The 20,180-nt window shown below is 57.7% G+C and carries 21 protein-coding genes, 2 tRNA genes and 1 pseudogene; 7 read left to right on the top strand and 17 right to left on the bottom strand.

Annotation, left to right across the window (positions count from 1 at the left end; translation table 11 throughout):
* Positions 1-47 precede the first annotated feature (47 nt).
* The 4 genes from IPP68_09790 to secE form a co-directional block, all read right to left on the bottom strand.
* Entirely contained in the window at positions 48-734 is a 687-nt protein-coding gene (locus IPP68_09790; protein ID MBL0350648.1) for a 50S ribosomal protein L1, read from the bottom strand.
* Between the two features lie 89 nt (positions 735-823).
* On the bottom strand, positions 824-1,258 hold the full coding sequence (gene rplK, locus IPP68_09795) for a 50S ribosomal protein L11 (GenBank protein MBL0350649.1): 435 nt from the start codon (positions 1,256-1,258) through the stop codon (positions 824-826).
* Positions 1,259-1,269: 11 nt separating this feature from the next.
* Positions 1,270-1,800 (bottom strand): transcription termination/antitermination protein NusG, encoded by a 531-nt coding sequence (nusG, locus tag IPP68_09800; protein MBL0350650.1) that lies wholly within the window; start codon positions 1,798-1,800, stop codon positions 1,270-1,272.
* 67 nt (positions 1,801-1,867) lie between these two features.
* Positions 1,868-2,047, bottom strand: coding sequence for a preprotein translocase subunit SecE (gene secE, locus IPP68_09805; GenBank protein ID MBL0350651.1), 180 nt, complete (start codon positions 2,045-2,047; stop codon positions 1,868-1,870).
* Positions 2,048-2,281: 234 nt separating this feature from the next.
* Here secE and IPP68_09810 point away from each other — a divergent pair, with 234 nt between their 5' ends.
* The 5 genes from IPP68_09810 to IPP68_09830 all read left to right on the top strand — a co-directional run bounded on the left by IPP68_09810 (position 2,282) and on the right by IPP68_09830 (position 7,925).
* Positions 2,282-3,340, top strand: coding sequence for a hypothetical protein (locus IPP68_09810; GenBank protein MBL0350652.1), 1,059 nt, complete (start codon positions 2,282-2,284; stop codon positions 3,338-3,340).
* A 406-nt stretch (positions 3,341-3,746) separates the two neighbouring features.
* Positions 3,747-5,750: a type II secretion system protein gene (locus IPP68_09815; protein MBL0350653.1), complete on the top strand. Its 2,004-nt coding sequence runs from the start codon at positions 3,747-3,749 to the stop codon at positions 5,748-5,750.
* The gene (locus IPP68_09820; GenBank protein ID MBL0350654.1) at positions 5,747-6,547 is read left to right on the top strand and encodes a type II secretion system protein; all 801 of its coding nucleotides are present in this window, start codon (positions 5,747-5,749) and stop codon (positions 6,545-6,547) included. The genes IPP68_09815 and IPP68_09820 overlap by 4 nt, the downstream gene beginning before the upstream one ends.
* Positions 6,544-7,443: a hypothetical protein gene (locus tag IPP68_09825; protein ID MBL0350655.1), complete on the top strand. Its 900-nt coding sequence runs from the start codon at positions 6,544-6,546 to the stop codon at positions 7,441-7,443. The genes IPP68_09820 and IPP68_09825 overlap by 4 nt, the downstream gene beginning before the upstream one ends.
* A gap of 23 nt (positions 7,444-7,466) precedes the next feature.
* A complete protein-coding gene (locus tag IPP68_09830; protein MBL0350656.1) occupies positions 7,467-7,925 on the top strand; it encodes a hypothetical protein in 459 nt (152 codons plus the stop codon).
* Between the two features lie 549 nt (positions 7,926-8,474).
* On the opposite strand, the gene IPP68_09835 is transcribed toward IPP68_09830, so the two are convergent.
* From IPP68_09835 to msrA, 8 genes and pseudogenes are all read right to left on the bottom strand, one after another.
* Positions 8,475-8,549: transfer RNA gene (locus tag IPP68_09835), tRNA-Trp, on the bottom strand.
* Positions 8,535-9,215, bottom strand: coding sequence for an ester cyclase (locus IPP68_09840; GenBank protein MBL0350657.1), 681 nt, complete (start codon positions 9,213-9,215; stop codon positions 8,535-8,537). The genes IPP68_09835 and IPP68_09840 overlap by 15 nt, the downstream gene beginning before the upstream one ends.
* Positions 9,216-9,235: 20 nt before the next feature.
* Positions 9,236-9,391 carry a 50S ribosomal protein L33 gene (gene rpmG, locus IPP68_09845; protein MBL0350658.1) on the bottom strand — a complete coding sequence of 52 codons (156 nt, stop codon included), beginning with the start codon at positions 9,389-9,391 and terminating at the stop codon, positions 9,236-9,238.
* A 4-nt stretch (positions 9,392-9,395) separates the two neighbouring features.
* Positions 9,396-10,559 (bottom strand): hypothetical protein, encoded by a 1,164-nt coding sequence (locus IPP68_09850; protein MBL0350659.1) that lies wholly within the window; start codon positions 10,557-10,559, stop codon positions 9,396-9,398.
* A gap of 10 nt (positions 10,560-10,569) precedes the next feature.
* Positions 10,570-11,763: pseudogene (tuf, locus tag IPP68_09855) on the bottom strand (elongation factor Tu).
* Between the two features lie 49 nt (positions 11,764-11,812).
* Positions 11,813-11,885: transfer RNA gene (locus IPP68_09860), tRNA-Thr, on the bottom strand.
* Positions 11,886-12,049: 164 nt separating this feature from the next.
* On the bottom strand, positions 12,050-12,457 hold the full coding sequence (locus tag IPP68_09865) for a hypothetical protein (protein ID MBL0350660.1): 408 nt from the start codon (positions 12,455-12,457) through the stop codon (positions 12,050-12,052).
* Positions 12,458-12,684: 227 nt separating this feature from the next.
* A complete protein-coding gene (gene msrA, locus IPP68_09870; GenBank protein MBL0350661.1) occupies positions 12,685-13,239 on the bottom strand; it encodes a peptide-methionine (S)-S-oxide reductase MsrA in 555 nt (184 codons plus the stop codon).
* A 226-nt stretch (positions 13,240-13,465) separates the two neighbouring features.
* On the opposite strand from msrA, the gene IPP68_09875 reads away from it, so the two are divergent.
* Entirely contained in the window at positions 13,466-14,119 is a 654-nt protein-coding gene (locus IPP68_09875) for a hypothetical protein (protein ID MBL0350662.1), read from the top strand.
* Between the two features lie 130 nt (positions 14,120-14,249).
* The gene (locus IPP68_09880; GenBank protein MBL0350663.1) at positions 14,250-14,654 is read left to right on the top strand and encodes a DUF2721 domain-containing protein; all 405 of its coding nucleotides are present in this window, start codon (positions 14,250-14,252) and stop codon (positions 14,652-14,654) included.
* Positions 14,655-15,557: 903 nt separating this feature from the next.
* Here the strand turns inward: IPP68_09880 and IPP68_09885 are convergent.
* The 5 genes from IPP68_09885 to IPP68_09905 all read right to left on the bottom strand — a co-directional run bounded on the left by IPP68_09885 (position 15,558) and on the right by IPP68_09905 (position 20,119).
* A complete protein-coding gene (locus IPP68_09885; GenBank protein MBL0350664.1) occupies positions 15,558-15,995 on the bottom strand; it encodes a hypothetical protein in 438 nt (145 codons plus the stop codon).
* Between the two features lie 186 nt (positions 15,996-16,181).
* Positions 16,182-16,919 carry a heparin lyase I family protein gene (locus IPP68_09890; GenBank protein MBL0350665.1) on the bottom strand — a complete coding sequence of 246 codons (738 nt, stop codon included), beginning with the start codon at positions 16,917-16,919 and terminating at the stop codon, positions 16,182-16,184.
* Between the two features lie 118 nt (positions 16,920-17,037).
* A complete protein-coding gene (locus IPP68_09895; protein MBL0350666.1) occupies positions 17,038-17,526 on the bottom strand; it encodes a hypothetical protein in 489 nt (162 codons plus the stop codon).
* Complete coding sequence (locus tag IPP68_09900; protein MBL0350667.1) at positions 17,523-19,043, bottom strand: hypothetical protein; 1,521 nt, start codon at positions 19,041-19,043, stop codon at positions 17,523-17,525. Before IPP68_09900 ends, IPP68_09895 begins: the two co-directional genes overlap by 4 nt.
* A complete protein-coding gene (locus IPP68_09905) occupies positions 18,932-20,119 on the bottom strand; it encodes a hypothetical protein (GenBank protein ID MBL0350668.1) in 1,188 nt (395 codons plus the stop codon). Before IPP68_09905 ends, IPP68_09900 begins: the two co-directional genes overlap by 112 nt.
* Positions 20,120-20,180 lie beyond the last annotated feature (61 nt).

The following is a 20,180-nucleotide window of genomic DNA, read 5'->3' on the forward strand; positions in this document are numbered from 1 at the left end:
GCCCATCCCCCGGAGGGGATGGGCCTTTTTGCTTTTAAGAGGTTCTCTTACTTCGAGGCCGACTCGGTGACGACCGACACGCTGGGGCCCATGGTGGACGCCAGGTTGACGGTGCGGACGTAGGTCCCTTTGGCGGCCGAGGGGCGGGCCGCGGCGATCGCGTCCAGGAGCGCCCGGGCGTTTTCCACCAATTTGTTTTCGGGGAAGGAGGCCTTGCCCAGAATCGAATGGATGATGGCGTAGTCGTCCATCTTGAATTCGATGCGGCCGGCTTTCAGTTCCTTGACCGTTCGCGCCAGATCGAAGGTGACCGTGCCGGATTTGGGGTTGGGCATCAAGCCCTTGGGGCCGAGGATTTTGGCCAGTTTGGTGAGGTCCTTCATGGCGTCCGGCGTACAGACGAGCACGTCGAAATCCAGCCAGCCTTTGGAAATCTTTTCAATGACGTCGGCGTCCCCGGCTTCGTCGGCGCCGGCGGTCTGGGCTTCCTTGATTTTCTCGCCCTTGGCGATGACGACGACTTTCTTGGATTTTCCCGTGCCGTGGGGCAGGGCCACCGTGCCGCGGACTTTCTGCTCGCCCTTGGTCGGGTCGACGCCCAGGCGCACGTGGATCTCCACGGTTTCGTCGAATTTGGCTTTGGCGGTCTGCTTGATCAACGCCACGGCTTCTTCGAGGGGGTACTTTTTGGAGGGAACGATTTTCTTCTGCAACTCGGTCAGGCGACGGCTCATGGTTTTCTCTCTTCTCCCCCGCGCGGAACGCTCCCTCCTCCCCGTCGAACGGCGGCGGGGCGAGGTGTCGGGGAGGGTTTGGATTTAAATCAGTCGGCGGTTTCGACGCCCATGCTGCGGGCGGTGCCCTTGACCATTTGAATGGCGGCTTCGAGGTTCGGGGCGTTCAAATCCGGCATCTTCTGCTTGGCGATGTCTTCCAACTGGGCCCGGGAGAGTTTCCCCACCTTGGTTTTGTTGGGTTCCGCGCTCGCTTTGGCCAGTCCGGCGGCCTTCTTGATGAGGGCGGAGACCGGCGGCATCTTGGTGATGAAGGAAAAGGAACGGTCTTCGAACACCGTGATCACGGCGGGAATGGTCATCCCGGCTTCCATGGTCTTGGTGCGTTCGTTGAACTGCTTGCAGAAATCCATGATGTTGACGCCGTGCTGGCCCAACGCGGGGCCCACGGGCGGCGCCGGGTTCGCCCCGCCGGCCGGGATTTGGAGTTTGATTTGTGTTTTGACTTTTTTCTGTGGGGGCATGGGGGGCCTCGTTAAAGTTTTTCAACCTGCAGGTAATCCAACTCGACGGGCGTCGCCCGACCGAAGATGGACACGGTGACCTTCAACTTCGCGCGGTCTTCGTTCACTTCCTCGACCACGCCGATAAAGTGCCGGAACGGACCTTCCTTGATGCGGATGTTCTCGCCCTTGTCGAACAGGACCGCCGGCCGGGGCTTGTGGTCCGCGGGGGCTTCCGTGAGCTGCAGCAGGGACGAAATTTCCGATTCGGGCAGGGGCGTGGGTTTGACGCCGCCCAAAAAGCCGGTGACGCCCGCCGTGTTCCGAACCATCCAGTACGTCTGGTTGTCCACGTCCATGTCCACCAGGACGTAGCCGGGGAAAAATTTGCGTTTTTTGACCTGGCGCTTGTTGCGCCGCAGCTCCACCACGTCTTCGGTGGGGATCAGCAGTTTGTGAAATTTGTCGGCCAGGCCGTTTTGGGCCGCCGTCTTTTCCAAGGACGCTTTGACCTTGTCTTCGTGTCCGGAGTAAGTGTGAATGACGTACCAAGCTCGCGCCACATTGATCCTTTCTAACGGAGAAGTCGGGCCTCTGGCCCGCCGTTGTCCCGAAAGCTCTGCGTCGGGGCTAGACGAACAACGAGAAGGCCTTGGCGACGATAATGTCCAAGAGGCCCACGTAAATCGCAAACACCACCACGAACAACACCACCAGCCAAGTCGACGCGATCATTTGATTCCGCGACAACCAGGAAACCAGCTTCAACTCGTTCCAGGCTTCCTTCAAAAACTTAATCAGCTCGCGCATTGAACGTCCGCTCCTTGATCCAAGCCAATAAACGAAGAAAACCCTTCGTCCCGAACCGCAACCGCTTTTAAATTGGATGGGGGTTGACTAGGAAAGCGAGAGAATATTAAACAATTCGGAAGAGGGCGTCAATACGTTCCGGCCGCCTTTTACCCCCGCGCGCGGGGAGGTCCTTTTTCCGTCGGAAATGTTAGGATATCTTTTCCATCGTCGCTTCAAAAAAGGACCGAACCCATGACCGTCTCCTCCCGTTTCGCGTGGTGCGCCGTTTTTCTCGCGGGCGTCGCCCGCCCCGTGGCCGGCGGCCCGTTGACGACCCGGCCCTCCGCCGGCGGCCTGTGGGCCCAATCCTACGTTAACGAAGGCGACCAGCGTCCTTTTGAAATCCAGCCGGCTTTCCACTTCCACAACTACGGGTTTACCGCCGGTTACAATCAGCGATTCTTGACCCATTGGATCGGCGGCCTGTCCCTGGCCCGGCACAACGACCATTTCGAATACCCCGACACGCGGGTGGACACCCACGCCCGGGGACTGCAACCCGCCGCGCGGTTGTATTACGACCGCGGCCGCTTTTTGGCCTCCCTCACCAGTTCGGTCATGACCTACCGAAGCAACGTGGAACAAGCGCTGGACGGCCCCGGCGGGGTTTTTACCGACGCGCGGGCGCAAACCCTGCGCTCTTACCAGCAGGCGGTTTACGTGCAATACAATTTCGGCTCAGCGGTCTATCCCACCTTCCCCCGAATCTACAAGTTGTCGGCGCGATTTCCCGTCCGACCCCGCCGAACCCTGCGGGACTTGGAGGGCGGCCCTCGGGCCGACGTGGACCGGGTCTACCCATCCTTAAACGACGCGGGCCGCACGGTGCTGGCTCCCTGGGCCCGGCTGACGGACCGGGACGACAAAGTGGACGGCTACGCCCTGCGCGGAACCACCCCCGCCACCGACTACGCCGTGTTGCCCTATCATCAGCGGTTTCGAAAGGGAACCCTGGGCTTGGACGCTGGGTACTACATCGTTCCCGAAACGGTTCTTTTGGTCGTGAGCGGCGGCTGGACCCGGGAATTGAAGCGAAATCACGTCCAGTGGGAAAGCCGCTTGTTGTCCGATCCCCCCGGGGTGACTTACCACAACGAAGCCCCGCGCGCGCCGGCCAACACCTACGAGGTCGGCGGCGGGGCTCGGGTGTTCACCGGCTGGGGCGTGGCCGTCCGTTTGATGTACCGCCACGTCCAAACCCAACGATTTAAAAGCGGCACCTACTCCTTCAACCTCGAATACGGGCTTTGAGGGAGTGGGTTCTTTCCCGCGTGAAACTTAGCACCGGGAGCCGGCCCAGCTTCCCTACGTTCCGTTCCCCCCTCCGGTGGGAGTGACCGGGGGGGGGCAATCGGGGCGTCGACCGGGGACCGGCGAAATGGTTCCTCCACGCGGCCTGATTTTCGGCGGTTCTGTGAAAAGGACGCGTGGTCCAACCAACACGCGTAATCCCAGAATTGGCCATTTTGGCGCATGAAATCAGGGAAAGGGGCGCTGGCAAATGGGAATCTTTGAGGCCCTGTTTTTTTTGGGAGGAATAATATTGTTTCCCATCGAAAACGCGGTGGATTTGTGAAAGGGGTTGGGGCTTGCGTTCAACGATCCGCGGCACTATACTTGGGTGAAACGTCCATGCGAACGAACCAAAAGGGATAACATGAATATTCTCAAAAAGATTCGTTCAACCGAAGGACTGACCATGGTCGAAGTTTTGATCACGGCCGCCGTTTTTGGGATTTTGGCCCTGATCATCGCCAAGTCTTTTTTCAACACCCATCGATTGTCGGTCAACGCGACCGATCAAATGGAGGCGGCCCGCCTTTCGGAATTAATCATCAACCGCATGCAATCGGCAAACTATTACCACGTTTTGGGAGCCGATTCGAGCACCAAGGCCGGGAACTGCGCCTCGACGTCCGCCTTCGTCTCCGGGGGCGCCGCCTATCCGACGAATTACCTGGTCCAATGGGCCACCTCGCCCATGCTGGGAACTCTTAACGACATCGATGCCCAAGTGATTGCCGCGGGGTTTACCCGCTGGAGAATGCAGGTTCAAGCCGTCCGCCGGGACTCCTCCGACACCGACAACGACGCCTCTTACGTTGATTTCATCCCCTTCTCCGACGCCAACCGAGATTCCCACGACGAATACGACAATCAATTGGTGTTCCAGGGTTGCAACGGGGACAACGATTTTAACGACGTGTGCGGGAGTGTGCCCGAGTTCCCGGACTCCCACATGAAGCAGGTCGATGTGTTTCTTTACAAAGGATCGAAGCAATATTCCCGCCTCGGGTTCCTTTTGTCACAGGAAAAACTCACGGGCAATCAAGGGATCTCGGGGGAGAGCCCCCTCAAATTCAACGTTGACGATCCCTGGGGCGGTTGCCGGATTTACACCCGAACGGCCGCCACCCAGTTGTATTTGGACACGCCGCCCGTGGCCCCCGATTTTTTCCGTTACTGGGACTACACGGCCATCCCCGCGGCCAAAACCTGGAAGGACGGCGCACGGCGCGTGGACACTGGGTCAAACTTGACCCTGTCGGTGTATTCCCAATCCGGGGCCCAATATGAAATCGGTTATTCCACCCGATTCCCGGACCCGGACCCGGCCAACCGAACCTTCCTGGGCGGCATCATTCCCCAGGGGCTAGGGGCCAACATCGTCGCCGCCAACGGCACGAACCGAGTCCCCATCGATCCGGTAACCTCCAATGCCAACGACCTCCTCCGAGACCTGTTGATGCTGGAGCGCAACCAAGTTCTTTTCGGCCGGGCGAACCAGGGGGGGCAATATTCCCCCTGGAACGTCGTTCCCCTCTACACCGACGCCACCCCGCCGCGTCTATGCACGGCGGGCGCCCCCTGCCCCGCCGCGGGCGCGGACATCCTTCAACCGGCCGCCAACGAAACCATCTACACCCGAACCTTTCCCCCCTTCGCCGTGGTGATCGACACCCCTTCCCCCGGGGGGTATGCCGCCGCCGGTCTGGTCCCCTCGGTCATGAGCATGGCGACCATGACGGTGGCGGTTCCCGCCGTGGTGGGGAACATTCAATACAATCAATTCAAGACCGAAACGCAGGCGACCACCCCCAAAGGCAACGCCGGAAATCCGGCCGTCGTCAAGATGATTTTCGTCGACACCACCACGATGTTGCCCCACCTCCTAAGCAACGCTGGCAACGGCAAGGTCAACATGCGAGCCGAATTCGGCGACGCGGCCACCTACAAGTCCAGCCACACGTGGAGTTTTGTCATCGACGAAGGAGCTTATCTTCTGGACGCGTCCACCCCCGTCGTCACGCCGATTTCGCCGTTGGGAGTCACGGGCACGAACCCGGCGATCCAATTTCATGTTTCAGACGGAGGCGTGGGGGGCAGCGGCGCCGACCCCTATAGCCTTCAAATTTTTATTTCAACGCCTTCCGTGGCGCCCGTTTTCCAGCTTTTCTTCAGCACGATGATTTACGCGGTCCCAGGGGCTTTCATTCCCCTTTCGTCCTACACCAAAGACGGCGCCTTCGACGTCAACTACACGACCACCACCCTGGTTTCCACCGGAACCTACGGCGTTCAAATCATGATCGCGGACCACGCGGGGATCCCCAACGACTTCTCTGTCTTCCCCGCCACGTGGTCCTTCGAGATCCCATGAAGTCGACGCGAACGGTCGGCGGCTTTTCCGTGATTGAAATCGTCGTGGTGTTGGCGATTTTGGGCATTTTACTGTCGGTGATTGGAGGCTTCCTTAAAATCACCCTGAAAGACATTTTCAAATCGGGGCGCAAAACCGAGGCCGAGGACAGCCTCCGCCACGTCCTCGATATTTTCACCCGGGATTTCGGCGACATCACCGACGTCCTTCAAGCCGATCCCCAGACCATCGTTTTCGCGTGCAATTCCCATCGCGTGCCGGGGGGAGCGTACAATTACCTCAAGACCGACCAGGACAACGACGCCATGAACATCGCCACCAGCCCCTTCAACGCCCGGTTCACCGGCTACGACCTTGACGATGAATCCGACAACGGGGACACCCGGGTCGATTTCCGTTCGTCTCTGAAGTTGATCGGCGATAAACTGGTTCAGAAGGACATTCTCAATCAACCCGACCCGGCGATCGCCGGGGATTGGGACTCCCTGACCTTCAGCAACCAGAGAACCATCGCCGTGAACGTGAGCACTTTCGCTTTGACCTATTACGGGGGATTGGCCTATCTGTCCCCGCCGCACGACGACAACGCCGATGGCGTGGTCACCGCGGTGGAAATCGACAGCGGAACGGTGGGCGGCAACAACAGCGGGACCCTGGACCTGCAGAGTGAAAGGGACAAGCTATCGATCCTTCGTGTCACCCTCGGGATCCGGCATTCGAAGACCAGCGTGGACATATCGACCGCCACCACGGAAATCGTACTGCCTTTGGTGCCGCTGAAACGGAGGATTCCATGACCGTCCGCCGGCCCGATCGCGAGTGTTTAACCCGGGGAACGGCGCTTCTTCCCGTGATGCTTATTTTCATCATCCTGCTTCCGTTGATCTTGCTTCTGGTCAAGAAAATGGTCCTGCACAACACCTTCAGTTTCCGCGACAAAGCCTATCGAGGCTCCCGGGGCCTCGCCTCCAACGCCTTGACGGACTACATGCGCCAGTTTTCCGAGGATTATCGGGCGGATTTTTATCAAGATTACAAACTCCGCCGGAATTGGAATTACAGTTCGTTGTCCTATTCGGGCGTGGGCCTTTCCAGCACCACCTACAATTACCGTATCGACCCGGTCGCTTTAAGCACCTCCGAAGTCCGAAAAAACCGCGTTTTCGTTTTCCGGAACATCGGCTACTTTCAAAGCCGAGAAGATCTCAAGAAATCCCAAGGCGGCGCCATCCAATTCAAATCCGATTTGGCGCGGTTTGAATTGATCGCCTTCAACTCGCTGGCCATCAACACCAACGACCCCCTGGATGGGAGAACCCTCGAATCCGTTTGGATTCGGGGCAATCTTTCATTCCCCTCGGCGGTTGACTTCAAAATCAACGGGCCCTACGCGTTCTCCCAATTTGTCACTTCCGGGGTCATCGTCGTCAACGGAAACATCAGCGACAGCCGCCTTAAAATGGACAACAACGCCCGGGTCTACCATTCCGGAGCCGCCAATTTCGACGCGGGATTCACCCCTTCGGCAAACGAGAACATCAACTACATCCCCCCCGAACTCACTCCGGGGAAACTCCCCCCCACCGGGGGGATGGCCTTCGTCGACCCCTTTCAAGATTTAACCTACTACCAATCCCACTTCGCCACGTCCACCGTGGTTCCGGCCACGATCACGTTTACCGCGCGGGGGTAGACATCAACAGCGGGGCTGGCAACGTGCCTTTCGCAATCGACCCGACGCAGGGGGCCACCATTCTGGGGAATGGCGCGCCGTTGTACATCCAAAACGGAACGGGGATTTACCGGAAGGTCCTGATCGTCACCGTTGGGGGAAGTTCGGTCACGGTGAACGGGGCATTGGCGTACCACTCCAACGCCACAAAATCTTCCAGCGGGGAGGTTTTGGCCGTTCTTTCCGACGGAGATCTCGTTTTTAAAGGAAACAACAACCACGACGTGGTCGGTCTCTATTACGTATCGGACGCCCTGCGGGTCATCGATGCGGGGAATAAGGTGACCGCACGGGGATCGGTGATCCTGGGAATCGCCCACGCGGGGATAACGACGAGCGACAACAGCGAATTCGACATAAAAATCGACACCGGATTAAGAAGCAACCTGCCGGCCGGATTGCCGGAACAGCCCAGCGTGGCCGATCTGCGCGTCACGAACTGACCCTTTCCCCTCCTCCGGGCCCCCCCGGAAAGCCCCAAATTAATTAAGAAATACATCCCGCCAAGCGCTTGGGGCTCTGGCGTTTCCGTTGAAATCGAATTTCTTTTGGGCTTAGGCCATTTGGGCCTGGGGCGTTGGGATGGGCGCCTTAAAACGCGTATTCCGTTGTTCTTGTGGCCCATGAACCTGCACGGCAGGGGCGGAAGGACAACGGGCCCATCCTTAGGGCGGGAGGATTCCCGCCTCGATTCAACCAATTGCCTTGGGGCAAGCGGGGCGACCGGGAACGGTGAAGGTTCTCGTCCAAGGTTGGCGTTAGCCAACGTCCCGGTTAGTCGGAAGGGACCCAAAGAATCACTATTTATTTTAAATGGCAGGGGCGGAAGGACAACGGGCACAGCCCTAGGTCGGGAGGATTCCCGCCTCGATTCAACCGCTTGCCTTGGGCAAGCGGGGCGACCGCGAACCGTGAAGGTTCTCGTCCAACGTTGGCGTTAGCCAACGTCCCGGTTAGTCGGAAGGGACCCAAAGAATCACTTTTATTTTAAATGGCAGGGGCGGAAGGACTCGAACCTTCAGTCCCGGTTTTGGAGACCGGTGGTTTGCCAGTTAACCGACGCCCCCAGCGGGGTTTCGGGCCCTTTGGGCCCGCCGCTGGCACCCAAAGCTCTGCGTGGGTGCCCGAAGAGTTAAATAGTTTTCAGTGCCGATGGTCCTAGAGCCCTGGGAAAGGGCCAAGGGGTTCGGGCCCTTTGGGCCCGAAGTCTTTCTAAATTTAATTCGCCGGAGGCGTTTCGCCGGAACGGCTTCGCCCGGTTTGGCGGCAGGGGCCAATTGCCGTTTCAGACGCTCGTGGTCCATGAAGGACCACATTTCGACGGCTTTGCCGTTGGCGAACTGAAAATATTGGATCCCCGTGTAGGCCACTTGGCGGCCCGTGCGGGGGATGCCCAGGAACTCGCCCTCGTGGGTGCCGGTGAAAAGAACCCGCGCGGCCACCCGGTCCCCTTCGCCAATCATATCCTGGACGACGATTTTAAAGTCCGGGAAGGCCCGGTTGAGCACGACGAGCAATTCCTCGACGCCCCGGACGCCGGCGGTCATGCCCGCGGGCAGATCGTGAGTGACGGCGTTCACGGACACCACCTGCTCCAGCGCCGTGGCGTCGTTGCTATTCAACGCGTCGTATATCTTCTGCAGAACGGCTTTGTTGCCGGTGGTTTTGACCGGCGCGGCCGAAACCGCCGCCGCCGTCAACAGAGCGGCGAAGAAACTCGCGGATTTGCGCATGGGGTGTCCTCCCGAAGGGGTTATTTGGTTTCTTTGTGGGGCGTGTGCTTGCCGCAAGTTTGGCAGAACTTTTTCAGTTCCAGCTTTTTCTCCCGACGACGACCCCGCACGTAGTGGTAATTGCGGTTGTCGCACTCGGTGCAAGCGAGCATAAACACGAAGCGATCGTTGGCCATGACTTTACTTTCCTTTTTGCAGCTGTGTTTTCAATAACTGGTAAAGCGCCTTTTCCGGGTTGGTCCCGGCGTAAAAGGCGGTGTCGGGCGCTTTGAGGTGCCCGTCGTAAAATTCGATGTACGTCTTCGGCGCGCCCGGCCGGCTGAAGGTCACGGACAAAAGTTCGGTGTCGTCGGACCAACTTTTCATTTTTTCGCCCCGAACGGGAAGCTTGGCCAGGGAGACTTGAATCTTTTTCAAAATCTTAGCGTCCGTGACTTGTTCCGAGGCCTCGATCCGTTCATCGGTTAGCTTCGTCCGAAGCTCCAGGGAAGCGCTCTGGGCGTTGACCGCGTCAAAGGCGTAGCGTCGCTCCGGGGCGGTCCGCGCCAGCGCCGCCATGAAAATTTTCCGAAACTCGGTTTGAAGCTTCCCGCCCTCTCCGCCGGCGAAAAAAGACCCGTCGGTGGTGGACACCCCGGTTCCGTAATAATTGACCACGGTCTCGTCGCCGTTGTCTTCCACAAAGAACACCTGCGTCAACGGCATCATGGCCGAGAACGACGCGAAGATTTCGCCCTTCAAGGGAAACCGGTTCAGCAGTTCCAACAGGGCCGACACCGTTTCGGCGTCGGTGATTTCCACCGATCGGTTCGGGCCGCTGTCCCCGTTGGCGTAGGCGGCGTGGTCGTATTCCTCCACCCGCACGGACTTGGCACGTTCCAGGCGTAGCCCGCTTTTGGGCTGGGGCTTGGCCCGGGAGAGGATCTCGTGAATTTCTTTTTCCGCGGGAAGCCCTTCGTAAAACGAGGTGTCCGGCGCCTGGACCCACCCGTGAAACAGCTCGATGGCCACGGGCGGCTTGTCGTAATGGCCGTGGAAATCGGCGTGGATGAACTCCACGTCCCCCATTTTGATCATGGCCGTCCCGTGGGCGGGCAGCGAGTTGACCAGGGCCACCAGGCGGGCGACCGTGTCGGCTTTTCGGATGACCGCCACTTTCTTCTTCTCGGGGAAATCCCGGGAATCCGTCAGTTTCTCATAGCGGGTCACGACGACGGACCGAACGTCCTTCCCGAGATGGAACCCCTTCGCAGCTTTCTTTTCCTTGGCCATCAGCGAGGCGCCGCCCAGGAGCGCCGCGGCGAGCAGAACGAAACGTTCAACCCGTCGGCGTTGGGGCGGCACGTTACCCCTTTTACGCCAAAATTTCGGTGACGACGCCGGCGCCCACGGTGTGGCCGCCTTCGCGGATCGCGAACCGCACGTTCTTCTCCAGCGCCACCGGCACCATCAACTCCACTTCCACTTCCACGTTGTCCCCCGGCATCACCATCTCCACCCCGGGCTTCAACTTCAAACTCCCCGTCACGTCCGTCGTCCGCACGTAGAACTGCGGCCGTGCACCGTTGAAGAACGGCGTGTGCCGCCCGCCTTCTTCCTTCGTCAAAATATAAACCTGCCCCTTGAACTTCTTGTGCGGCTGGATCGACCCCGGCGCGCAAATCACCTGCCCGCGCTCGATCTGGTCCTTTTCAATCCCCCGCAACAGCACGCCCACGTTGTCCCCGGCCTGCGCCTCGTCCATCACCTTCCGGAACATTTCGATCCCCGTCACGACCGTCTTCTTCGTGTCCTGGATCCCAACGATCTCCACGTTGTCGCCCACTTTCATGCGACCCCGCTCGATCCGTCCCGTCGCCACCGTTCCGCGCCCCGTGATCGTAAACACGTCTTCCACCGACATCAGGCACGGCTTGTCCAGTTCCCGTTTCGGGTCCGGAATCGCGCTGTCCAGGGCTTCCATCAGCTTCAGGATCGACTTCTCGCCGATCTCGCTCTGGTCCCCCTGCATCGCCTTCATGCTGCTGCCGCGAATCACGGGCACTTTGTCCCCGGGAAATTCGTATTTCTTCAACAAGTCCCGGACTTCGATCTCCACCAAGTCCAACAGTTCCGGGTCGTCCACCAAATCCACTTTGTTCAAGAACACCACCAGGTTCGGCACGTTCACCTGGCGCGCCAACAGCACGTGTTCCCGCGTTTGCGGCATCGGCCCGTCCGCCGCCGACACCACCAAAATCGCTCCGTCCATCTGCGCCGCGCCCGTGATCATGTTCTTGATGTAGTCCGCGTGGCCCGGGCAGTCGATGTGCGCGTAGTGCCGCTTGTCCGACTCGCTCCACGTGCGACACCGCGATCGTCACGATCTTTGAATCGTCCGCACCGTGCCGCCCTTGGCGATGTCTTGGTACGACTTGATCTGCGCTTTGCCCTGCTTCGACAACACCTGGAGAATCGACGCCGTCAAGGTCGTTTTCCCGTGGTCCACGTGTCCGATCGTCCCCACGTTCACGTGCGGTTTCGTGCGCTCAAATTTGGGTTTCGCCATGGTGTGAGATCTCCTTGTGTGCGTTTGATGAATTTGGTTAAAAAAAATCAGCTGGGAATCGGGATTGAACCGACGACCTCACCCTTACCAAGGGTGTGCTCTACCAACTGAGCTATCCCAGCAAAAGCCATTGGATCATGGGAAAAAAAACAGCGCGGGCGTCCGCGCTGATTCGGTTTTGCCCACCGACTGATGCGAATAGGCGAGAAATTACCATTTCTTCAATTCAATTTCAAGGGAAGAGGGGGGTCCCACAGTCCGGGGCGGCCGAAAAAGCAGTTTTTAACTAATAGACCGTCCAGGCCACGTTTTTGGAATCCGTGTGGGTGCAGGAAATTCGAACCTCCACCAAAACACCGCCGTTGACTTCCTCGGCCCAGGGAGTGCTGTTCCCGGTCCATTTGTTGTCCTGAGGCACCGCGGCGGTGCTGTAACTACCGGAGGAGCGTCCGTGGGAATCAATATGCTTTAAGTCGGCGGAGGGAATGCGATCGAGGTATTTGGGAACCAAGAAATCTTCCAACCAGGCGAAATTTTGCGGCATGACGGCGTTGTCGGCGTAGTAAATGGAAATGGCGCTTCGAATTCCCCCAAGGGAACCCCGGTCCTGGGCCTCCCGGGCTTTGATCACCAAATTGGCGAATTTGGGCAAAGCGATGGCCGCCAGCAGCCCGATGATGGCCACAACGAGCATGAGTTCGATCGGGTAACCCGGGGGGCTTGCGCAGGCGGGGGGGGGCGGGAGGGGGGGGGGGCCGCCGGCCGGGTGGCGCGGCGTGGCCCCAGCAGGTCAAGGTAAACCCTCGCCCACAACAGGACGATCCCCTCATACTTTAAGCATAGGTTCGAATAAAAAAAATGCAACACATGACCGCGACCGTAATGGCCGGAGACTCCCGACGGAAAAAAAGGGCCCTTAAATCAGTGATCCGCGCCCCAGGTCTTTTGCAGAAAGCCCGCCCGGCCGGAGCCGGCCCGGTAGGCCTTGTACCGCCAGGGGTCCTTCTTGTAATAGTCCTGGTGGTATTCCTCCGCCGCGTAAAAGGTTTCGGCGGGGTCAATCCGCGTGGCGATCGGCGAGTCGAACTTTTTGGACTTGACCAGCTTATCCTTGGAAACCGCGGCCAGCTTTTTCTGGGTTTCGTCGTGGTAAAAGATGGCGGTGCGGTATTGGCTGCCCTTGTCGGCGAACTGCCCGTCAAAGTCCGTGGGGTCGATGTTCACCCAAAAGACGTCCAACAGTTCCTGGTAGGAAATTTCCGAGGGGCGGTAAGTCACCTGCACGGCCTCGGCGTGGCCGGTGGTCCCGGTACAGACGTCGTCGTAGGTCGGGTTGGCCTTCTTGCCGCCGGTGTAGCCCACCACCACCTTTTCCACGCCCTTCAGTTTTTCGAAGGGGGGTTGCATGCACCAAAAGCACCCGCCGGCAAAGGTCGCCAGGGCGGTTTCCGTCTTAGTGGCCGGGTTCGCCGTCATCTTTTCGCCTCCGTAAATGGCGGGGACCGCCAAAACCGCCGCCGCGGCCAACAGGCCCCCGCGAGCGCCCCGCGCCCAAACGCCGAAATTCCATTGGGTTTTCATTAGTCCCCTCCAGTTTATGTCATCCGTTCCCCGGGGGCAACGCGCCCCCTCAGATACCTATACGCGGCCCGCCGCCCATTGGATTCCCGGCCCGCCCGCAGCCAAATGGTAAAATGGCCCCATGAACGATCTCGCCGTTGAACAAGCCAAAACCCTCTCCACCCCCCGCCGAACGTATGGCCTGCTGGCGCGCCTGTTGTTTCTGACCATGGACCTGGTTTACGGCCGCCGCCGGACCTTGAGCAAATTCAAAGTACTGGAAATCATCGCCCGGGTGCCCTACCAAGCCTGGGAGCACGTGGCCTACATCGCCATGACCCACACCTACGCCCAACCCCATTTCGCCCGTCGAATTTTCGATTTTATTCAGGAGAGCCGCCATCAGCAGGACAACGAGCAATGGCACCTTCTGTTATTGGAAGAGTTGGTCCAGCGAAAGGGGGTGCGTGAATCCTTTTTCTTCGCGCGCGTTCTTCCCCAGTTCATGGCTTTCGCCTACTACCATATCAGTTGGCTTCTCTACGTGATCAAACCGGCCCGGAGTTACGGGCTGAACGCCGATTTCGAAGACCACGCGGAGCACGAATACATGGAATTCGTCCGGGAAAACCCGGCCCTGGAAACCGAACCTTTCGTGAGCGAATTCACAGCGGATTACGGAAATTTCGCGAACCTGGCCGATCTTTTCCGGCAAATCGGCGTGGACGAACGGTCGCACAAAGAACAGAGCCTCGCCCGCATAGACAACGCCCGGTTCCCGGGGCCAAAGACGTGAAATCCCGGCCGGACGGTTCCCTGTCCATTCCATGGGCCTCTTCAACATTCCTGTCCGCGCCGGCTTTTCTGTACCGGGTCCGCGGTTCGTTCATGCCCAGCGGTGATCGGGCCGATCGACGGAGGAGTTCATGGAAATGACGCTCAACATTCCGGCATTGTTGTTCCCGGCCGTTTCGCTGTTGATGCTGGCCTACACCAACAAATTCCTGGGCTTGGCGGCGGTTATTCGTCGTTTGCACGCCGATTATCGCGCCCACCCGACCCCCATTCACCTGGCCCAGATCAACCATTTGCGCCATCGGATTCAACTCGTTCGCGCCATGCAATTCTTTGGCATCGCCAGCCTTCTTTTGTGCACGCTCTGCATGTTTTTTCTCTTCAAGGGCATGCAAGTCGCCGGCCAGTTTGTTTTCGCCCTGGCCCTGATTTTAATGATTGTTTCTCTGGTGTTTTCCCTTGTCGAGATATTCATATCGGTCGGGACTTTGGACATGCTGCTGAAGGATATCGAGGAAGAAAACAGAGGCAAATAGCGAAGAAATTCGATTAACGCCATTCTCGACGTTGATTCCACCGAAACCCTGGGGGACTCTTTAAAGGGTTCGCCAATCCCACCGAAAAATGACCGACGTTTGCTGCTCCCTATCACCAGCGGCACCGGAACCCCGCCTCATTTTTTCCCCGTCAACTCTTGCACAAGCGTCTTCGGCAGTCGAAAGACGTTGGCGATGGTGTTCCAGAGGGGGCTCGCGATCGACTTAATCGCCAGGACGTTGATTTCCGGGTCGGCGGGGTTCCCCTTCACCCACAGCCAAAGGGGGTCCCCTCAGCAATATCTCGCGCACAAAAGGATTCATTCCTCACCGCGGGGCCACCAATGGCGGGCCAAGCGCCATGGGCGGAGCCTTGCCCCACTTTGTCTCCCGGTTCACCGCCGCCGGCGACCCGCCCATGGACCCCATCACCCACCCTGCCAAAAACCCCGCCGTGGCGGCCCACAGAAACCAGCCGCGAATTTTGGACGTTGAAACAAAATAGGCCGTCGGGGGAAAGGCAAGATTCACCGGCGCCTCGTGACCAATATTGTTTTTCACCAAACCTCCAAATGTTTTATTGAACGTCTAGCTCGTGGTTTTGAAACCGGCGAGGACAGTGGGCAAGATCTCGGGAATGTTCCCCGGTCCCGCATCGACCGACCACCCCTTCGCGGCCCCTTCCGTCCTTGGGAAAAATTGGAACGACATTCCTCCCGTTGGTAGGACAGCAGGGTCGTCCCGAGGGTTACGCGCGGGAGGCGAATTTACCGGTCAAAGCGATTCGATTGGTGAAACGGGGTATGGGCGGGTCAATGGCGCGGTGATACTCGGGAGATCGGGGCCAGGAGGAGGATGGCAAATCGGACAACCGTCCCCGGTTAATTTAAGAGGGGTTCCGCCTTATCGCGGCAATTTCGGCAACTTCTCCGGCATGCCCGGGATATCCAAGGCAATGAGGTCCGTCTTATCCCGGAACATCGACCGAAAAATCGCAATAAGGCCCGCCGTCTCCTGGGCGTCGATCTCCGGGTAGGAAATGTCGACGTCGTCAAAGGGGACGGCCGCCCGGGAGGCGGGCGAAACGGTAAATTTCGCTTTGAATCGCCCCAGCCCGATCCGAATATCCGTGAAGGCGATAATGAACTCGTCCGCCCCTCGGCCGGCCTGGCGCCACCAGGCGCGGACCAAATGGGGGTTTTTCTTACGGACCTTGTCTTGGGTCTCCGTGGTAAAAGCGAAGGACGACCCTTCCGCCTCGTTTTCAAACTCGACGGCCTCCAGGCCTTCCTCCACCTCCATGCGCACTCTTTCGGCCGTAAATGCGAGGGTTGCATTCATGTTTTCTAATGCCTCATCTTTTGGGATTTGTGGAAAGAGAGTTCATGGGCCACCGCTCGCCCCCCTCGCCACGCGAACGACTTTGCCGACGCGACCAACGTCGCCGCGCCTCCGCCGATGTTTTCCAATCCGCTGACAGCCCACGGAATACCCGGTTTGCTCCATTGGAAAACAAATCCATTAATTTCATTTTATCACCGTTTTCTTGATGGCGATGTCCCTCAGGTAAATCCAGTTGTCCCCCCCGATTCCGGGGTGCCGGTACATGCCCACTTTCAAATAATGTTGGAAGTCGTTGTGCATGTTCGGGCCGCGCGCCGCAACAACCGCCTTGGGCGAGTCGTCCAAGCGCAACTCCGCCCGGCCCTTCGCCCCCCGGGACCAGACAATGCGAACCGTCACCTTGTGCCACACCCCGCGCGTGAAAGGCACCAACCCCACCGTGGACGAATCCGGCGAGCCGTAAGTCAAAGCCAGTTGGTCCACGCCGTTCAATACGCCGTAGCCGATGGCGATGGGCGGGCTGTGGGACGGAAAGCCCTCCCAGCTTTCCCCCCGATCCCGGTTGGGCTGGTCGTGCCAATTGCTGAACAACCACCAACGATTTTCCGGCGCGTCGGACGGAAAATCCTTGCCGATCATAAACCGCCAAGAGTAGGTGACGGTTTCTCCTTCCCGCGTCGGAGCGTCAACCGTGACCTCCGCCCGAATGCCGTTGTTCTTAAGCTTCTGGCCGTGGTAGGTCCTCAGGCCAAGGGAACGCCCCTCCCCGTCCTCGTAGATCTTGACGTTCTCCATGGCGGGGATTTCAATGTGCGCGTAAGGAAGCAAATCCGGCGCCACCGCAACCCGAAGATAGGAAAGTTCCTCCTCTCGCGATCGGTCCGCCTGGGCGCAAACCGCCGCCCCGCCAATCAGGGTCAAGAGAAAGAAAATCCAGAAGTTTCGAAGTATCAGGAGGGGCTTCTCTAAAAACAATTCCGAATTATTGATTAACAACGCCTATTGGGCAATTTTTAAATTGAAAAGCACTAAAAACAGTTTATTTGTTTTTTCCAACCCATTCAGTCACATCTTGAACCAACTCGGGTTTCATTTTCGGATTAAGGCCACCACCGCCAAGCCAACTCGGAATAATCTGCCATCCTTCAAAACCTTTGCCAACTGTAATTTCGGCATCGAAAAAAACATAGCTAGAAGGAGAACCTTGAACAAGAATTGCCCGATTCACTTTGAATTGGCTCCCAGTAGGAAGAACTCCCAATATCCAATTGCCTTGATATTCGAAGGGGAATTTTTGGCGACCGATCTCTTCCAGATATGGAACACGTGAAACACCCGGCTCATCCAATTGAATCTCTTTATCGTTCTTACGAAATTTAAATAAAACGAAGTCACCTTTTGTTTTAAACTCGCGTCCCACCACAGAAGAAAAGGTTGGATCACTCGAGACATCCGTCTCGGTTCTCTGCGCCGAGCACGCGAGAAAAAAAGTCCCAACAAAAATTAAAGCCACTGAAAACTTTTTCACTTTAATATTCCCCTCCTCCGCATTTCTGTAGCCCAATCCCTGAGTGATTCTAAATAATAAATTCCGAAATCGTGCTTGTTTCCCTTTTCACCTTTCGGAGTTTGATTTTGCGTTGAATTAAAAACGCGCCATCCGCGCCCCGCATCTGCAATTCTGTCCCAATTCCAAGGCAAAACATTACTCGCCATGCCTGTCATCATTCCCAAGATCGGAACTGGATCCTCCACATTGCGCGCGTTCCAAGCACTACCGACACCGATTCTCTTCTCATCAATGTACCATTCGGACCCGGCCCCATAAATGTGAACCTTTTTTCGTTCTTCCGCTGTCAATAAGCTCAACGCACGCCTTGCAATCGCTGTTCCCTGGCTGTGGCCAATTGCCAAGACAAAACCCTTTTCCGCAATTCCTCGTCGCATGGCCTCGGCTGCATGGACCACTGTAATATCCACTGTATTGAAATATTCAGTGCCGATCATCTGGGAAAATATGTCTCCAAACCCAGGATCAATTATTGTATTTCCCATGCGCGGAAGGTTGATGTGAGTAAAGTTTGTCACTTGTGCGCAGCGTCTTATTCCAAGAGCATCGCTTGCAATCTTATCCATGTTGTAAAGGTCTGCGGGCCGACAGGCCATCCCAGTGATGACAACTACCGCTGGCGACCCCGGATCTCGATCAAACGCGGCTGGCACTTGTTTGTCAAAAATATCCCCCGAAAGGACACTAAAAGGAACACCAACAATAATCTTTATGGCTTGGGCTGGATCCTTATTAGTCACAAAAGAGCGGATCAACGAAGTGCCTAAATCAGAAACATTTTCCGACACGGGCTGTTGAGCGGCAAATTGGAAGCCCTTATAAACTCCATGCCCCATGTCTAGAACTTTTTCAGCGCCAAATTCGGCGATCATTTTTGCCTGGTTGACACGCGCGACAATAGCCTCTTTTGCATTATTGCTCGCCCGCAGCGAAATATTTTTTACCCAAGAAACAGACTTTTGAAAAGAACTACTCAAGGACTCAGCTGCTTTCCCGCCAGGAATCAAACCGATAGTCATTTGTTGCATTTTATGGGAGGATGGAACAATTCCGCCGATCTGAAATTTTTTCGAATCTTCTTTGTTATTGAAATGTCCATCTGATTGGTCCATCTTAAGAGGCTTCGAATCCGAATTCCCATCAGGTAAGATTGTCCTTAACAATTTCCCGACTTCTAAGTGGCTTTTTGCGGTCCGCATTCCCCATCCAATATATTCGACTTGAGGGATATTATTTTCTAGTACCTTTGTTGCCCCCTCTGTGCCATTCATTTTTTCCGATGATATATTGATTGGGTCTGCGCCCTGCACTTGGTTCCGAAGGGCGTTGATCTGCATTCCCAATTGGGCGCCTTGCTCGGGGGTTATGGCGCCTTGGCCCACCAACACCTTGGCGGCCGCAATGGCGATCTGGGCGGAGGCTTCAATGCTTTCGCTCTCCTGGGCCGCGACCGGGCCTTCGGTCTTTTGGGACAACGCCTTGGCCCCAACTCCATCCCTCGATAGCCCTTTTGCAATTCCTTTATCGCTGCGGCCTGGTCGGCCAGGGCTTCGGTCTTTTTCGTCAGGGCTTCCTGGCGGTGGGCCAGGTCTTTGGTCGCTGTGTCCAGCCCGGCGTAGTCGCCGGCCTTTAGGGCCTGGCCGATTCGGTTGGCTTCCCCCCGCACCGCCAGGGCTTCCTTTTCCAAATCGCCTAAACGGCCATTCATGTCTATGTTAACCGCCCCGCCCTGGCCCGTCCTCTCCGCCAGGGCTTTGGCGGACGCCCCCAGGGCCTCCGTCCGGTGGGCCATGTCCTGCTTTGTGGTTTCAATGGCGCGCAGGCTGGCTTCGCTCCCCTTGTCCAACTCCCCGGCGGTTTTTTCCAGGCGGGCGATGTCCACGGGGCCTTCCTCTTGGCTCACAAAATATCTGCCCGCGCCTTTCTCAACCACCGCGCTGTTTAGCCGCATCAGCCCCGCCTGCAGGGCGAAGGTCGCTTGCCGGAGCGACACGGGGTTGTTCATGTCCATCCCGTGCGCCAGATCTTTGTTCAGGTCCAAGAGCGTGTTTTCAAATTTGAATCGCCCCCCCGTCGTCTGCCCGTCCGGGGATTTCCAAGCCCCCTGGTAGGTCATCTCCCCCGCCTTCAGCTCCCCAAACCCCTCAATGGTCATGGGCGACTTGATCGTCAGGGCCGTGTTGGGGGCCAGGCGGTCAAAGTCCAGGCCCGTTGGTTGAATATGCCCGTTTACCTCCGCCATCTTTAGAGGCATCAGCCCGCCGTCTTTCCGCTCCATCCCGCCGAAGGCCTTTTCAAAGCTCGTGCCCTGGATCAACCGCAGTTGATCCCCCTCCACCTTAAAGGTCGCCCCCTCTTCCCAGGTCCGCCCAAAGGCCACGGTTTGCCCCGTGGCCTTGAAAGTCCCATCGCCTGTGGGCTGAATGTTGCGGTAGGCGCTCAAGGTCGCCCGTTGGCTGTCGGTCAGGGTCGTCGCCCGGTTGCCAGATCCAAAGGCCCGCTGTATCAAGCCCGCAATCCCCTGCCCAATCTTTTGGAAGGGGTAGGCCATAACGTGCCCCACCGCTTTTAAGGCATTGCCGATGGTGTTCAACAGGCCCGGCTTGATGGGC

Source organism: Elusimicrobiota bacterium (assembly GCA_016722575.1).
GTDB lineage: Bacteria > Elusimicrobiota > Elusimicrobia > FEN-1173 > FEN-1173 > JADKIY01.

Coding starts and splice junctions, on each gene's coding strand:
- secE (MBL0350651.1), bottom strand. CDS start 2,047: ATGCGCGAGCTGATTAAGTTTTTGAAGGAAGCCTGGAACGAGTTGAAG.
- msrA (MBL0350661.1), bottom strand. CDS start 13,239: ATGACGGCGAACCCGGCCACTAAGACGGAAACCGCCCTGGCGACCTTT.
- rplK (MBL0350649.1), bottom strand. CDS start 1,258: ATGCCCCCACAGAAAAAAGTCAAAACACAAATCAAACTCCAAATCCCG.
- rpmG (MBL0350658.1), bottom strand. CDS start 9,391: ATGGCCAACGATCGCTTCGTGTTTATGCTCGCTTGCACCGAGTGCGAC.
- IPP68_09815 (MBL0350653.1), top strand. CDS start 3,747: ATGAATATTCTCAAAAAGATTCGTTCAACCGAAGGACTGACCATGGTC.
- IPP68_09865 (MBL0350660.1), bottom strand. CDS start 12,457: ATGCTCGTTGTGGCCATCATCGGGCTGCTGGCGGCCATCGCTTTGCCC.
- IPP68_09885 (MBL0350664.1), bottom strand. CDS start 15,995: ATGAATGCAACCCTCGCATTTACGGCCGAAAGAGTGCGCATGGAGGTG.
- IPP68_09810 (MBL0350652.1), top strand. CDS start 2,282: ATGACCGTCTCCTCCCGTTTCGCGTGGTGCGCCGTTTTTCTCGCGGGC.
- IPP68_09790 (MBL0350648.1), bottom strand. CDS start 734: ATGAGCCGTCGCCTGACCGAGTTGCAGAAGAAAATCGTTCCCTCCAAA.
- IPP68_09820 (MBL0350654.1), top strand. CDS start 5,747: ATGAAGTCGACGCGAACGGTCGGCGGCTTTTCCGTGATTGAAATCGTC.
- IPP68_09875 (MBL0350662.1), top strand. CDS start 13,466: ATGAACGATCTCGCCGTTGAACAAGCCAAAACCCTCTCCACCCCCCGC.
- IPP68_09840 (MBL0350657.1), bottom strand. CDS start 9,215: ATGCGCAAATCCGCGAGTTTCTTCGCCGCTCTGTTGACGGCGGCGGCG.
- IPP68_09905 (MBL0350668.1), bottom strand. CDS start 20,119: ATGGCCTACCCCTTCCAAAAGATTGGGCAGGGGATTGCGGGCTTGATA.
- IPP68_09825 (MBL0350655.1), top strand. CDS start 6,544: ATGACCGTCCGCCGGCCCGATCGCGAGTGTTTAACCCGGGGAACGGCG.
- IPP68_09880 (MBL0350663.1), top strand. CDS start 14,250: ATGGAAATGACGCTCAACATTCCGGCATTGTTGTTCCCGGCCGTTTCG.